At 32.9% G+C, this 12,363-nt stretch carries 15 protein-coding genes and 10 tRNA genes; 22 read left to right on the top strand and 3 right to left on the bottom strand.

Annotated elements, in window-relative coordinates; translation table 11 throughout:
- Window positions 1-81: 81 nt before the first annotated feature.
- The 15 genes from Q0X02_RS04770 to Q0X02_RS04840 all read left to right on the top strand — a co-directional run bounded on the left by Q0X02_RS04770 (window position 82) and on the right by Q0X02_RS04840 (window position 3,762).
- Window positions 82-155: transfer RNA gene (locus Q0X02_RS04770), tRNA-Gly, on the top strand.
- Window positions 156-160: 5 nt separating this feature from the next.
- Window positions 161-237: transfer RNA gene (locus tag Q0X02_RS04775), tRNA-Arg, on the top strand.
- A gap of 7 nt (window positions 238-244) precedes the next feature.
- Window positions 245-321 (top strand) — tRNA-Gln (locus tag Q0X02_RS04780).
- Window positions 322-325: 4 nt separating this feature from the next.
- Window positions 326-401: transfer RNA gene (locus Q0X02_RS04785), tRNA-Lys, on the top strand.
- Between the two features lie 5 nt (window positions 402-406).
- A tRNA-Ser gene (locus Q0X02_RS04790) sits at window positions 407-495 on the top strand.
- Window positions 496-512: 17 nt separating this feature from the next.
- Window positions 513-603: transfer RNA gene (locus tag Q0X02_RS04795), tRNA-Ser, on the top strand.
- A 17-nt stretch (window positions 604-620) separates the two neighbouring features.
- Window positions 621-697, top strand: a tRNA-Ile gene (locus Q0X02_RS04800).
- 68 nt (window positions 698-765) lie between these two features.
- Window positions 766-841 (top strand) — tRNA-Phe (locus Q0X02_RS04805).
- Window positions 842-916 (top strand) — tRNA-Trp (locus Q0X02_RS04810).
- Between the two features lie 217 nt (window positions 917-1,133).
- On the top strand, window positions 1,134-1,307 hold the full coding sequence (locus Q0X02_RS04815) for a hypothetical protein (RefSeq protein WP_297812353.1): 174 nt from the start codon (window positions 1,134-1,136) through the stop codon (window positions 1,305-1,307).
- Between the two features lie 258 nt (window positions 1,308-1,565).
- Complete coding sequence (locus tag Q0X02_RS04820) at window positions 1,566-2,435, top strand: hypothetical protein (protein WP_297812356.1); 870 nt, start codon at window positions 1,566-1,568, stop codon at window positions 2,433-2,435.
- 60 nt (window positions 2,436-2,495) lie between these two features.
- A complete protein-coding gene (locus tag Q0X02_RS04825; protein ID WP_297812359.1) occupies window positions 2,496-3,194 on the top strand; it encodes a hypothetical protein in 699 nt (232 codons plus the stop codon).
- Window positions 3,195-3,225: 31 nt separating this feature from the next.
- Window positions 3,226-3,363 (top strand): hypothetical protein, encoded by a 138-nt coding sequence (locus Q0X02_RS04830; RefSeq protein ID WP_297812362.1) that lies wholly within the window; start codon window positions 3,226-3,228, stop codon window positions 3,361-3,363.
- Window positions 3,356-3,535: a hypothetical protein gene (locus tag Q0X02_RS04835; protein WP_297812365.1), complete on the top strand. Its 180-nt coding sequence runs from the start codon at window positions 3,356-3,358 to the stop codon at window positions 3,533-3,535. The genes Q0X02_RS04830 and Q0X02_RS04835 overlap by 8 nt, the downstream gene beginning before the upstream one ends.
- A gap of 139 nt (window positions 3,536-3,674) precedes the next feature.
- Window positions 3,675-3,762 (top strand) — tRNA-Ser (locus tag Q0X02_RS04840).
- A gap of 312 nt (window positions 3,763-4,074) precedes the next feature.
- Here Q0X02_RS04840 and Q0X02_RS04845 read toward each other — a convergent pair.
- The 3 genes from Q0X02_RS04845 to Q0X02_RS04855 all read right to left on the bottom strand — a co-directional run bounded on the left by Q0X02_RS04845 (window position 4,075) and on the right by Q0X02_RS04855 (window position 5,987).
- Window positions 4,075-4,455: a competence type IV pilus major pilin ComGC gene (locus Q0X02_RS04845; RefSeq protein ID WP_297812368.1), complete on the bottom strand. Its 381-nt coding sequence runs from the start codon at window positions 4,453-4,455 to the stop codon at window positions 4,075-4,077.
- A gap of 82 nt (window positions 4,456-4,537) precedes the next feature.
- Window positions 4,538-5,149, bottom strand: coding sequence for a YitT family protein (locus Q0X02_RS04850; RefSeq protein ID WP_297812370.1), 612 nt, complete (start codon window positions 5,147-5,149; stop codon window positions 4,538-4,540).
- Complete coding sequence (locus tag Q0X02_RS04855) at window positions 5,139-5,987, bottom strand: ribonuclease H-like domain-containing protein (RefSeq protein ID WP_297812375.1); 849 nt, start codon at window positions 5,985-5,987, stop codon at window positions 5,139-5,141. The genes Q0X02_RS04850 and Q0X02_RS04855 overlap by 11 nt, the downstream gene beginning before the upstream one ends.
- A gap of 92 nt (window positions 5,988-6,079) precedes the next feature.
- Here Q0X02_RS04855 and Q0X02_RS04860 point away from each other — a divergent pair, with 92 nt between their 5' ends.
- The 7 genes from Q0X02_RS04860 (at window position 6,080) to Q0X02_RS04890 (ending at window position 12,362) form a co-directional block, all read left to right on the top strand.
- A complete protein-coding gene (locus tag Q0X02_RS04860; RefSeq protein WP_297812378.1) occupies window positions 6,080-7,207 on the top strand; it encodes a cysteine desulfurase family protein in 1,128 nt (375 codons plus the stop codon).
- The gene (thiI, locus tag Q0X02_RS04865) at window positions 7,208-8,383 is read left to right on the top strand and encodes a tRNA uracil 4-sulfurtransferase ThiI (RefSeq protein WP_297812381.1); all 1,176 of its coding nucleotides are present in this window, start codon (window positions 7,208-7,210) and stop codon (window positions 8,381-8,383) included.
- Between the two features lie 8 nt (window positions 8,384-8,391).
- Complete coding sequence (locus Q0X02_RS04870) at window positions 8,392-8,946, top strand: LemA family protein (protein ID WP_297812385.1); 555 nt, start codon at window positions 8,392-8,394, stop codon at window positions 8,944-8,946.
- Window positions 8,947-8,956: 10 nt separating this feature from the next.
- Window positions 8,957-9,787 carry a YgcG family protein gene (locus tag Q0X02_RS04875; RefSeq protein ID WP_297812388.1) on the top strand — a complete coding sequence of 277 codons (831 nt, stop codon included), beginning with the start codon at window positions 8,957-8,959 and terminating at the stop codon, window positions 9,785-9,787.
- A gap of 179 nt (window positions 9,788-9,966) precedes the next feature.
- A complete protein-coding gene (locus Q0X02_RS04880; protein WP_297812391.1) occupies window positions 9,967-10,506 on the top strand; it encodes a helix-turn-helix domain-containing protein in 540 nt (179 codons plus the stop codon).
- 10 nt (window positions 10,507-10,516) lie between these two features.
- A complete protein-coding gene (potA, locus tag Q0X02_RS04885) occupies window positions 10,517-11,563 on the top strand; it encodes a spermidine/putrescine ABC transporter ATP-binding protein (RefSeq protein WP_297812394.1) in 1,047 nt (348 codons plus the stop codon).
- Window positions 11,553-12,362 carry an ABC transporter permease gene (locus Q0X02_RS04890; RefSeq protein ID WP_297812398.1) on the top strand — a complete coding sequence of 270 codons (810 nt, stop codon included), beginning with the start codon at window positions 11,553-11,555 and terminating at the stop codon, window positions 12,360-12,362. The genes potA and Q0X02_RS04890 overlap by 11 nt, the downstream gene beginning before the upstream one ends.
- The last annotated feature ends 1 nt before the right edge of the window (window position 12,363 follow it).

A 12,363-nucleotide genomic window follows, 5' to 3' on the forward strand; every position in this document is an offset into this window, starting at 1 on the left:
CTGTAAATCCGTTACGTTATGTTTCGGTGGTTCAAATCCACCCTCCTCCACCAATAAAATTCAATAAAAATCATCAAATATGCGGGTGTAGCTCAGTGGTAGAGCCCCAGCCTTCCAAGCTGGTTGCGAGGGTTCGATTCCCTTCACCCGCTCCAATTAAGCACCTATAGCTCAGCTGGATAGAGCAACGGACTTCTAATCCGTGTGCCGGAGGTTCGAATCCCCCTAGGTGCGCCAATTATAATGGGGTGTAGCCAAGTTGGTAAGGCACAAGACTTTGACTCTTGCATTCCACAGGTTCGAGTCCTGTCACCCCAGCCAATATGGTTCATTAGCTCAGATGGTAGAGCACCTGACTTTTAATCAGGGTGTCCCGGGTTCGAGTCCCGGATGAGCCACCATTTGAGGAGAGGTATCGAAGTGGTCATAACGAGGCGGTCTTGAAAACCGTTTGGGGGCAACCCCGCGTGGGTTCGAATCCCACTCTCTCCGCCAAATCTTTACTTTATTTAGGAGAAATACTCAAGTGGCTGAAGAGGCTCCCCTGCTAAGGGAGTAGATCCTTAACGGGATGCGAGGGTTCAAATCCCTCTTTCTCCGCCAAGAATATACTTATTCTTGGGCCTTTAGCTCAGTTGGTTAGAGCGCCCGGCTCATAACCGGTAGGTCCCGGGTTCGAGTCCCTGAAGGCCCACCAAAATTTATTTCTTGATTTTTTCAAGAAATATTTTTTTATAATATTCTGATTTCCTAAATAAAGTATGTGCCCAGATAGCTCAGTCGGTAGAGCAAAGGACTGAAAATCCTTGTGTCGCTGGTTCGATTCCGGCTCTGGGCACCAAGGGGATTAGTTCAGTGGTAGAACGTCGGTCTCCAAAACCGGATGTCAGGGGTTCAAGTCCTCTATCCCCTGCCACAACTATACGGCTTGTTTCTAATTTTAATAAATGTTAGAAATGAGCCGTTTTGTTTTGCTTAATTTTTAGCTGTTACTTGATATCGTAACAACTATCGTAATAACTAGATGTTTTAAATGTAATTTGTTCTTACGTACAAAAGATAAACTATTATAGGAATTTTTAATTATCTTAACAAATATTTAAAATTATGGATGTTTTAATAGAGGTATTTTTATGACAACATTAGATGAAATTAATAAAAAATTGGGATTTAATATTTTAGATTATGAGCCAAATGTTTCAGATTATGAAGACGATACAGATACAGAAATTATCTTTGACGTGTTAACGGATGAAGAGGTAGATTTTAGTATAGATTACAAATTAAAAAATAAATTTGATAATTAAGCACACTAACAAAATAAATATTAAATATTACTTTACTTTTGGTTACTAGAAAATAAGAATAGATGTAGTAAATGCCATTACAATGGATTTTGAAATGCAATAAGATGTTGCAATGATAAGAGTGAATCATTCTATGTTCATTGGGATTGATTGTTTTTTTATATGGGTATAATTAAATAAATAAAAAGATTAAACAGGTAGAGTTTTTTTATCCTTCAAACAGTTTATATGCGTAGCAAAGAAAACAAGGAGGTTTTTATGAATATTAGAGAGTTAGTTATAAATAATGCAAATGCAAAATACCCTAATAATGATTATGTAAGTGAAAGGGTAGAGAAAGAATTGCATTATTTTGAGAAAAATAAGTGGTTTAAAGATATAGAAATAATCTTAAAGATTAAGAAAAATATTAAAGACCAAAATGTTTATGTTTTTCCGATTGGCTTGCTATCACTTTATCTATTAGATTTAGAATATATAAACCCTATGCCTGCTCATTATTATAATCATGAGGCTAAAGAAATTATATTTGATGATTCTGTTTCGTATGGAGTTGACTTGCCTAAGAAGACAGGTCTTCATAGAGATGGTTTCGATATTCCAGAAGACTATGCTTTAAACCTAAACAGAGAAGATACATTTCAACTGTATTTACATAAAAGCAACTTTGAATTAGTAAAAGATATTTTAGGAAATAGCACTCCTTATAGATTAGAAAAATCAAAGAGATGGCCTAATTCCCAAGAAATTTCTTTTAGTTCTACTCAAATCTTATTTAATACTCCTGCCGCCGATAATTATCTAGGTAATAATTTGAATAGAGATATAGATGTTGAAGATTTTTTAAAATATAAGAATATACACTATAACTACACGATTGGAGATTACTTTGATGATATTATAAGGAATAAAGTAGAAAGCTTTTATGAAATGCTAGAGTTATCAGCTTTAATACTATTAAGTGTTAAACCTAATACAGGAACACATAAAGCATTTTCAGATTTTAAATATCCAAAGACTAGGGAAGATATTTCTCTATATTTGAAAAACCATGGATATTCTCCTAAAGATGCCGCACAAATAGCCTTTGAAATATCTTTTGGTAAAAACCCTATTGTTGACATTTAAGATAAGGATATAAAAAAATATTTTGAATCATGTAAATATGTTGTATCTAAAGCAGGTGTATTGCATTTATTTCTAAGAGATTATTGTAATGGATTCTATTATGAGATATTACGTCAAAAGGAAAAACAAAACAAACTATTCTCTGAGTGGAAAGAGAAATATAAATACTTCTCTCCTGATGGGATAGTAGATTTTTATTCTTATAATAATGCTACTTTGAACATAACTTTTATACTAAAAGAAACAAATGAAAAAGAAGAAGATGGAGGATATGATTTAGCTGAATTTTTAAGAGATGGTGCTGTTGGAGGATGTATATGGAACAATGTTTCTAGATTTAGTGCAGGAATTATATTCAAGAAAGATTTTGAAGAGGTTAAAGATTTAGATAAATATGATAGGGGAAAATATCTTGCTCCTATTTCTGTTATAAATTTAAAAAAGACTCCTGGGAGGGCAACATCAAACGATTCTGAGATAGATAAGTTTGCAAAAGAAGACAGAGAATATATAAAAAAACAAGTTAAAATATATAGACCTGACCTTATAATTTGTGGAGGGACAGGAGATATATTTATTAAAAATATTCTTAATTTAAATACTAATTCTTGGACTTATGTTTCTGACTATTTAAGCTATTTAATCTATAATGATACGATTATAGTTAAGACATTCCACCCAGCCTGCCGAAAGAGTAAAAAAGGTTTATTTGAAAACATAGTTTTACCGATTAGAGAACTGATGAATAAAATTTCGTGATACTTTAGAAACTATTTATTTGGTAAAAGAAATGGGTAAAGATATATCGAGTATAGGGCTTGATGAAGAAGAAGTTTTATATAAGAGGAATACTGAATTTCTAATAATAAGTAAGAAAAAAATAAATGATGTTTACCATATAACAATTGAGGAGGTATTTAATGGCTAAGAGAGAATTAACCGAAAAAGAAAAGCATAAGTTGTTAACGAATAGGTTTACAGCACCATTTAAAGGAGAAACAATTGGCTATAGAGAGCTAACTGAAGAACAGAAAAAAGAAGCAAAAGAATGGGAAGCAGAACTTGAAAGACGATACGGAAAAAATAAAATTGATGAATAAGCACACTAACTAGTTACCTGCGTAGTATGTTAGATGTGCTTTTTTAGTGCAATAATCGTGAATTAATCGTGTGAAAATCCACACAAAACAACTAAATATCAACAAATTAATCGTGCGTTAATCGTGCGATTTTTTATTTGGAGTATTACTCAAGAGGTTAAGAGGGTTGTTTGCTAAACAACTAGGGCAGTAATGCTGCGTAGGTTCGATTCCTACATACTCCGCCAATGGTCTTTTACTTGATAGACATAAAAGAATCATGAATCAAAATACGTAGACATACGGTCTTTAAATGGGAGGATTAATGGCAGATTTATTAAACAATTCGATGAGAATAGCGAAAATAAATTAGTTGTGTGCATAATTTAAGGTAAATAGAGAAATTTTTAATACATTGATACAAGACGAAATATTTGATAAATTCTGTGAGATTTTTTGGTGAAATATTTTAACATAAAATTTTCATTTTTGTATTTTGGTCGTGTGATGTATACAAAAAAACAACCTGCTAAAGTTAAGCAGATTGTTCTTAAATATTTTTATTTTTTTTGGGTTTCGTCTGATTTTGTTATCGCTTCTGGATGAACCTTCCCTTTTTTATCAATTGAGTAACTTTTTCCTTTTAATTTATCGTTATTAGATGTCGGAACAGGAGGTATTTGCTTGATATATTCACCATCTTTTAATTGGGATATGTCTTCAGGAAAATCTCCATGGTCTTGTCTGTAGCTTTCTGCGGCTGTTTCTAATACCGAGACGTTTGCATTGTGTGCTGTGATTGCCGCTTTTTCTTTTTGGTTTTTGTAGACAGGTATTGCAATAGCAATTAATATTGCCAAAATCGCGAGAACTACTAACATTTCAAGCAATGTGAATGCCTTATTCTTCTGTTTAAATGATTGTGATAAGTATGATTTCATAATTTCCTCCTGATTTATTAGCGATTATATATACTTTTATTATAAACCTAATGAACATTAATTCAACAAAATTTTCGATAAATTAACATTCTTTAAATATTAATTCTTTTGCTTTGTTTCTATAGAAAACTATAAGAGGACCTGTGAAAAATCCCAATATAATAGTTCCTATTTGAATTTTTTCGTGAAGTAATAATGCGACAACTATACACGTTACATCTAATACAATTCTAGTGTATTTATATGGAAAATTATGGTTCGATATATTGTTTACGACGTATGGAAGTGCGTCATAGGCACTTGCTCCGAGGTTGGCTTCGAGGTAGATTCCTGCACCGATGCACACGACGTTTATACCTATAATTAAGTACACAAAATTAATTGTAAATTGATTTGTATGCCAAATTTTCAAAATACTGTACGCAAAATCAGCACTGTAACCTACAAATAGCATACTGATGATGGTTCCGAGACCGATAGATTTGCGATGTCCAAGAAAAACTATCACAATGAGTATGAAGCTAGTAAAAGTGATGACTGTTCCGAAATCTATATTCAATGTATTGGCGAATGCTATGTTCATAAAACTTAGTGGGTCAACGCCTAATTTCGATAATTTCAATATTCCAATGCTTATTCCTATTATAATATTCCCGACTATTGCACAAATTATTCTTTTTAATTTATTGTTCATTTTCTAATCCTGTTATTATGTAATTTACATAATTTTTTATATTATCATAGTTGATTTTGTGGTTAATTATCAATGGGTAGTAATTATTCACTAGGTCATAATCATTTGTCATAGCAGTCATAACACATTCAACAAAGTCATCCTCTATGTAACCTTCATGAAGTGATACGATTAGTTCAATATACATTCCGCTAGATTTTATCTCAGTAGAGTCAAATATAGCATCGATTGCCAATTTGTTGTCGGAAAGCAAATTTATTATTATGTTATTTTTTTCCTGTTTGAAATTATATATTAGATATTTGATTTTCTTCTTATACAAAACAAACTCATTCGAATTGTGAGCAAAATACTGTTTTAAATAATTGTACAGTTTTATGTTGAAATTCATCGATATTTTAGAATACTCAATCAACTCATCGGAAATTATAGATTTTTTTGTGCATATTTTGTATTTCGAGACTGATTTTGATTTGTCATCAAGTTTTATATTGAATAATTCTTCTGCTAGATACTTTGATTTTGTGGATTGTAGATTATTGTTACAATAATTTTGAATCATTCTTTGAAGTGACAAATAATCCTTGAACACTTTAAAATCAGTGTATTTAACTATTTTTGTGTTGATGAATTTAATATCAAAATCACTGAAGCAGATTATTTTCTTATCGTGTAGTATTTTGTAAATCGACGTTATAATTTTATTTTCAGATTCATTATTTATCGAATAGAAGTTGTAGTGTTTTTGATTTGTATATATGTTTATCAAATAAATATGGTTTTTGTGTGGGTTTATTCCCGTGGTTTCGATATTTATAATGGCTTGGTTTTTGTTCATTTTATCACCAATTCCATTATACTATTTATTTTATTAAATGTGTCCATTCTGATATAATATTTATATGATTTTATGAGAAATGAAGTGATATTATGATATATTTAGATAATGCTGCTACGACGAAGGTGTCACAAAAAGCAGTTGAAGAAATGGTCAAGGCTATGACTGTGGATTATGGAAATCCTTCGAGCTTGTACGATTTTGGAATGAGAGCAGAAAAATTAGTGAGTGATTCCAGGAAATCAATAGCGAATTTGTTGGGTGTTAAGCCTAATAATTTGTTTTTCACATCGTGTGGAACAGAGGGCAACAACATCGCAATCAACGGCAGTGTGACAAATGACAAAAAAGAAGAATTTATAACTACAAACATCGAGCACTCTTCTGTTTTCAAAACATACAATAAATTAAAAGATGACAGAATTGTTCATTTTGTGGATGTAGGTGATGATTTTAAAGTAGATGATATCGTCGATTTGGTAAATGAAAAGACACGTTTGGTTTCGGTAATGCAAGTGAACAATGAAACTGGGAGAATACTTCAGATTAATGAGCTTGGCAAGAAAATCAAACAAAAAAATCCGAACACGCTTTTTCACGTTGATGGCATTCAAGGTTTCGGCAAGATTAGAATAGACATCGACGATTCTAAGATTGATTTTTACTCTATAAGCGGGCATAAAATCCACGCTCCGAAAGGAGTAGGAGCTATATTCATCAGAAATCCTGAAAAAGTGAAACCGCTATTTACTGGTGGCTCACAAGAATTTGGGATTTCACCGGGGACAGAAAATGTAGCTGGAATTGTCGCATTGAAATGTGCAAGTGAGGAAGTTTTTTCGAAAATTGATGAAACTTATGACAAATTATTGAAAATGAAAACGGATTTAATGGACAAATTATCGAAAATAGATGGTGTTTATTTCAACAGCAAAATTGAAGGATACAGTCCGTATATCACAAATGTTTGTTTTAATTACATTAAAAGTGAAGTTCTACTACATTATTTAGAGCAAGACGGAATTTATATTTCGACTGGAAGTGCTTGCAACGGTTCGAAGAAATCGAGAATTATACAAAGCATAAACACGCCAGATGAATTTTCCGATGGTTGCATCAGAATTTCATTCACTGACGATACGCCATATGATGTGATAGATGTTTTTGTTGAAAAATTGAAGTTGAGATTAGAAGATATTAGAGATATTATGAGGAGATAAATGTTGGATTGGTATATATCAGTTAGTTTCGGTGAGCTAACGTTAAAAGGGAAAAACCGACACACGTTTGAAAAGCGTGCTATTAGTAAAATTTTGTCAGCAATTTCAAAATTTTATGTAGAAGAATACTATCAAGAGCAAGGGAAGTTGTATATAAAGGCAAATGTTGAAGAATTTGACGAAATTATCAATGAAATAAAAAAAGTCTTCGGAATTGTCTACATCAGCCCTTGTGTTAGATGCGAAAAAAAGGTTGAAAGTATCCAAGAAGGGGTATTAGAGATAATAAAGGGAAAATTAAACGAGGACACTGTCCAAACATTTAAAGTCGATGTTCACAGAGTTGACAAGAGATTTGAACCTAAATCACCTGAGTTAAACCCCCTATTAGGTGGAACTATTTTGAAAAAATACGGAAAGTATTTTAAAGTTGACATAAAAAATCCTGACTTTTTTGTTTATGTCGACATAAAAGACAATTGCTACGTCTACACCGATAGAGTTAAAGGTTGGGGAGGACTTCCAATTGGAAGTTCGGGACGTGGATTGTTATTGTTATCAGGAGGGATTGACAGTCCTGTTGCAGCTTTTTTGATGGCAAAAAGAGGCGTTCGAGTGGATTGTTTGCATTTTCACAGCTATCCTTTTACAAGTCAACGAGGATTTGAAAAAGTAAAGCAATTAGCTCACGAGATTTCTTACTACACTGGAAATATTAATTTTTATTCTGTAAATTTACTCCCAGTTTACAAATCCATTTCAAAAAATTGCAAAGAGCGAATGATGACTATAATTTCCAGAAGATTTATGATGAGAATTGCACAGAAAATCGCCGAGGAAAACAAAATTGACGCATTGATTACAGGCGAAAGCCTTGGACAAGTTGCCAGTCAAACAATTCAAGGAGTTTCTGTAATTAACGAAGTGACAAACCTTCCGATTCTCAGACCTCTTATCGCGAGTGACAAGACTGAAATAATCGAAATAGCTAGACAAATTGGAACTTATGATACATCGATTTTACCTTTTGAAGATTGTTGCACAGTATTCACACCAAAAAGACCGGTTACTAAACCAAGATTGTACGACGTTAAAAGAGAAGAAGAAAATTTGGATATTGAAAGCCTAGTTAAAGAGTGCTTGGACAATATGGAAGTAATTAAGATTAATCAATAGGAGGAAATATGAAAAAAGCAGGAATTATTATTGGAATTATCGTTGTATTGGCGTTGTTATTAATACCACAATACAATGGTCTTGTTCAATCAAAAGAAAACGTGAATGAAGCTTATGCACAAGTACAAAATGTTGTACAAAGAAGGGCTGACCTTATTCCAAATTTGGTAAATACAGCAAAAGGTTACGCAAAACACGAAGAAGATGTGTTCATAAAAGTTGCTGAAGCAAGAAGTGGAGTCAAAAACGCAAAAAATCCACAAGAATTGGCAAAGGCAAACGACACATTGACAAGTGCATTGAATGGAATGAACGTTGTAGTGGAAAGATATCCTGAATTGAAGTCAGACAAACAATTTACACAACTTATGGATGAATTGGCAGGCTCAGAAAACAGAATTGCCACTGAAAGAAAAAACTACAACACAGTTGTAAAATCTTACAACCAAAAAGTCAAGAGATTTCCTACAGTGATATTTGCAAGATTGATGGGATTTGGTTCAGAAAAATATTTTGAAGCAGATGCTTCTGCACAAAAAGCTCCAGAAGTTAATTTTGATTAGGTAAAATAAAATGAAAAAGCAAATTAGATTAGCATTATCGTTTGTGTTGGTTTTTTTATTAATATTAAATACAAATAGTTTTGCACAAGATTTGCCGAAATCACCGGATACTTTTTATCTTGACGAGATGGGAGTTCTTAGTAGCGAAGTTAAAGATAAAATAGTTAAGACGAATGTCGAACTTGAACAAAAAACCGGTTCACAAGTTGTTGTCGTAACTATCAAAGACTTAGCTGGTAGAAATTCTGTAGATTATGGGGTCGATTTATTTAATAAATGGAAAATAGGTGATGCTAAAAAGAAAAACGGAGTTTTGATTTTGTTGTCACAAGATTCAAACGAGCCAAAAGGGCACAATCGACACATAAATATCATTACAGGATATGGAATAGAAGGAAGATTAAACGATGGAAAAGTGGGACGAATTATAGATGAGTATATGATTGACCACTTTAAAGATTCTGACTATTCAAAGGGAATTGAAGAAGGATTCAACGCAGTTGTCGGAGAGATAGCGGCCGAATACAACGTCAAACTCAATGGTGATTATGGGGAATACCAAAAAAACCTCAATGAAAAATCACAAAAATCAATTTTGTATTTTGTGATGCGAATAATTTTTATATTGATAATTTTAAAAATAATTTTCAAAAACAACAGAAGAAATCGTGGACGAGGTGTACGAGGACCTACAATATTTTTCCCAGGATTCGGTGGAGGATTCGATGACGATGACTTTGGCGGATTCGGAGGATTTGGAGGAGGTTCTTCGGGTGGATTTGGTGGTTTTTCTGGAGGAGGAGGCTCTTCTGGTGGAGGAGGAGCTGGAAGAAGTTTTTAAATTACAAGATACTCTCATTGTATGTGGGAGTATTTTTTTGTGAAAAAATTGAGGTTCTATTAAAACAATAAAAAAATTTTACAAATTAAATTGTAAAATATTTTGAACTTTTTGTTTAATTTAATTTTATTTTATGTTACAATACTTTTGGTTTAATATTTTAAATAAGGGGAATTAAAATGGAGATAGGAGAAAAAATAAAATCTTTGAGATTGAGGCTGGGTTTAACCCAGGAGGAGCTCGCCGAGAGGTCAGATCTAACAAAGGGATTTATTTCGCAATTAGAACGTGATTTGACAAGTCCATCTGTGGATTCGTTAAACGATTTATTGAGCGCCTTGGGAACTGATTTGGCTAGTTTTTTCAAGGAAAAGAAACACACAAAGGAAATTTTCACAAAAGAGGATTATCAATCGAGTGAGGATTTGAATTTAAATTCTTCTATTACATGGCTTGTTCAAAAATCACAAGTTAATACGATGGAACCTGTTATTATTACATTAAAATCAAAAGGCTCTACAAAAAGTTACCCACCCTTCGAGGGCGAGGAGTTTGGCTATGTGATGGAAGGAAAATGTGATATTTTAATTGATAATGAAAGATTCAAGTTGAACAAAGGGGATTGCTTCTACACAAAGTGTAATAAAACGAGAGTTCTTGAAAATCAAAGCAGTAAAATATGCAGGGTGATGTGGATTATGTCGCCACCAAATTTTTAGGGGGAATGTTATGGAAAATATAATTGAATTAGTTGGTATCAACAAATCATTCGAAGAACAACATATCTTAAAGGATTTGAACTTGTATATTAGAAACAAAGAGTTCTTGACACTTCTTGGCCCTTCGGGTTGCGGAAAAACTACAACATTAAGATTGATAGCGGGGTTTGAAACGCCGGATTCGGGGAAAATTTTGTTCGAAGGAAAAGACATAAGTAACGTTGCCGCATATAAGAGAAATGTCAACACTGTTTTTCAAAAATACGCACTTTTTCCAAATATGAATGTTTTTGAGAACATTGCATTTGGACTTAGAATTAAAAAAATGAACGAGAAATTGATTCGAGAAAAAGTCACAGAAGTTTTGAAATTGGTTAATTTGTCAGGTTTTGAAAAAAGGACAATAGACAGGCTAAGTGGTGGACAACAGCAGAGAATTGCCATTGCTCGTGCATTGGTGAATGAACCGAGCGTTTTGTTGTTGGATGAACCATTAGGAGCTTTGGATTTGAAACTCAGAAAAGGAATGCAGAATGAATTGAAAAACATACAAGAAAGAATAGGCATAACTTTTGTGTATGTAACTCACGACCAAGAAGAAGCGTTGACAATGAGTGACACGATTGTCGTAATGGATGACGGAATTATTCAGCAAATTGGAACTCCCGAAGATATTTACAACGAGCCGAAAAATGAATTTGTTGCGAAATTTATTGGCGAGAGTAATATTATTGATGGAGTTTTCTTGGAAGATTGTTCGGTTGAATTTTCAAATCACAAATGGGTTTGTGTAGACAAGGGATTTGAAAAAAATGAAAAAGTCCAAGTTGTAATCAGACCTGAAGATGTGGAGATTGTTGCAGCCGATAAGGGACAGATTAAAGGCACGGTTATTAGTGACAGATTTAAAGGCATTCACTATGAAATGTTCGTAGATGTTGGAGATTTTAAATACAAAGCGCAATCCACAGTAAACAAACCACAAGGTTCAGTTGTTGGAATAAATATCGCCCCTGATAATATTCATATTATGAAGAGGTGCTCAGATGAAGCTTAAAAAATTATCGATACCTTATGCGATATGGATTGTATTTTTCATAGTGCTACCACTGTTTTTGATTGTGTATTATTCCGTGACAACTGGTTCATTAAGAGATTTTTCTAATCCAGAATTTTCAGCGGGATATTTTTACAGATTTTTCACATCAAAATATTTAAAAGTTCTGTTTAACTCTATTAGACTTGCTATAATATCAACTGCTCTTTGCCTTATAATTGGATATCCTACAGCATATCTTATAAGCAGAGTAGACAAAAAATACAAGACGATTTTGATGTTAATGGTTGTAATTCCAATGTGGATGAATTTCTTGCTCAGAACATATGCGTGGATTATTTTGACAAGTAAAAACGGAATCATAAACAGCGTTTTAATTCATTTTGGATTCGCTCCAATAAAAATGTTGTACACCGAAGGAGCTATCTTGATGGGAATGGTGTATAACTTTTTGCCATTTATGATACTTCCAATATTTTCGATACTTGAGAAAATTGATTATTCGCTGATTGAAGCAAGCCACGACTTGGGAGCGTCAAAAGTACAGACATTTATCAGAGTGTTGATGCCGTTGAGTTTACCAGGAGTTGTAACGGGAATAACAATGGTATTTATTCCGGCTATTTCTACATTTGAAATCTCGGCGCTTTTGGGTGGCAATAAGTACAATCTCATTGGAAATATAATCGAACATCAATTTAGAATAGCTGGAAATTGGCATTATGGTAGTGCGATTTCTGTCGTTTTAATTGTGATGATTTTAATATCATTGGCATTTACAAACGAAAAGGGGGAATAAA

This window comes from uncultured Finegoldia sp. (genome assembly GCF_947252345.1).
Taxonomy (GTDB): Bacteria; Bacillota; Clostridia; order Tissierellales; family Peptoniphilaceae; genus Finegoldia.

What these genes read in the sequence shown, in the direction of transcription:
- Q0X02_RS04815 (WP_297812353.1), top strand. Translation starts at nt 1,134, where the DNA reads ATGACAACATTAGATGAAATTAATAAAAAATTGGGATTTAATATTTTA.
- Q0X02_RS04820 (WP_297812356.1), top strand. Translation starts at nt 1,566, where the DNA reads ATGAATATTAGAGAGTTAGTTATAAATAATGCAAATGCAAAATACCCT.
- Q0X02_RS04830 (WP_297812362.1), top strand. Translation starts at nt 3,226, where the DNA reads ATGGGTAAAGATATATCGAGTATAGGGCTTGATGAAGAAGAAGTTTTA.
- Q0X02_RS04835 (WP_297812365.1), top strand. Translation starts at nt 3,356, where the DNA reads ATGGCTAAGAGAGAATTAACCGAAAAAGAAAAGCATAAGTTGTTAACG.
- Q0X02_RS04845 (WP_297812368.1), bottom strand. Translation starts at nt 4,455, where the DNA reads ATGAAATCATACTTATCACAATCATTTAAACAGAAGAATAAGGCATTC.
- Q0X02_RS04850 (WP_297812370.1), bottom strand. Translation starts at nt 5,149, where the DNA reads ATGAACAATAAATTAAAAAGAATAATTTGTGCAATAGTCGGGAATATT.
- Q0X02_RS04855 (WP_297812375.1), bottom strand. Translation starts at nt 5,987, where the DNA reads ATGAACAAAAACCAAGCCATTATAAATATCGAAACCACGGGAATAAAC.
- Q0X02_RS04860 (WP_297812378.1), top strand. Translation starts at nt 6,080, where the DNA reads ATGATATATTTAGATAATGCTGCTACGACGAAGGTGTCACAAAAAGCA.
- thiI (WP_297812381.1), top strand. Translation starts at nt 7,208, where the DNA reads ATGTTGGATTGGTATATATCAGTTAGTTTCGGTGAGCTAACGTTAAAA.
- Q0X02_RS04870 (WP_297812385.1), top strand. Translation starts at nt 8,392, where the DNA reads ATGAAAAAAGCAGGAATTATTATTGGAATTATCGTTGTATTGGCGTTG.
- Q0X02_RS04875 (WP_297812388.1), top strand. Translation starts at nt 8,957, where the DNA reads ATGAAAAAGCAAATTAGATTAGCATTATCGTTTGTGTTGGTTTTTTTA.
- Q0X02_RS04880 (WP_297812391.1), top strand. Translation starts at nt 9,967, where the DNA reads ATGGAGATAGGAGAAAAAATAAAATCTTTGAGATTGAGGCTGGGTTTA.
- potA (WP_297812394.1), top strand. Translation starts at nt 10,517, where the DNA reads ATGGAAAATATAATTGAATTAGTTGGTATCAACAAATCATTCGAAGAA.
- Q0X02_RS04890 (WP_297812398.1), top strand. Translation starts at nt 11,553, where the DNA reads ATGAAGCTTAAAAAATTATCGATACCTTATGCGATATGGATTGTATTT.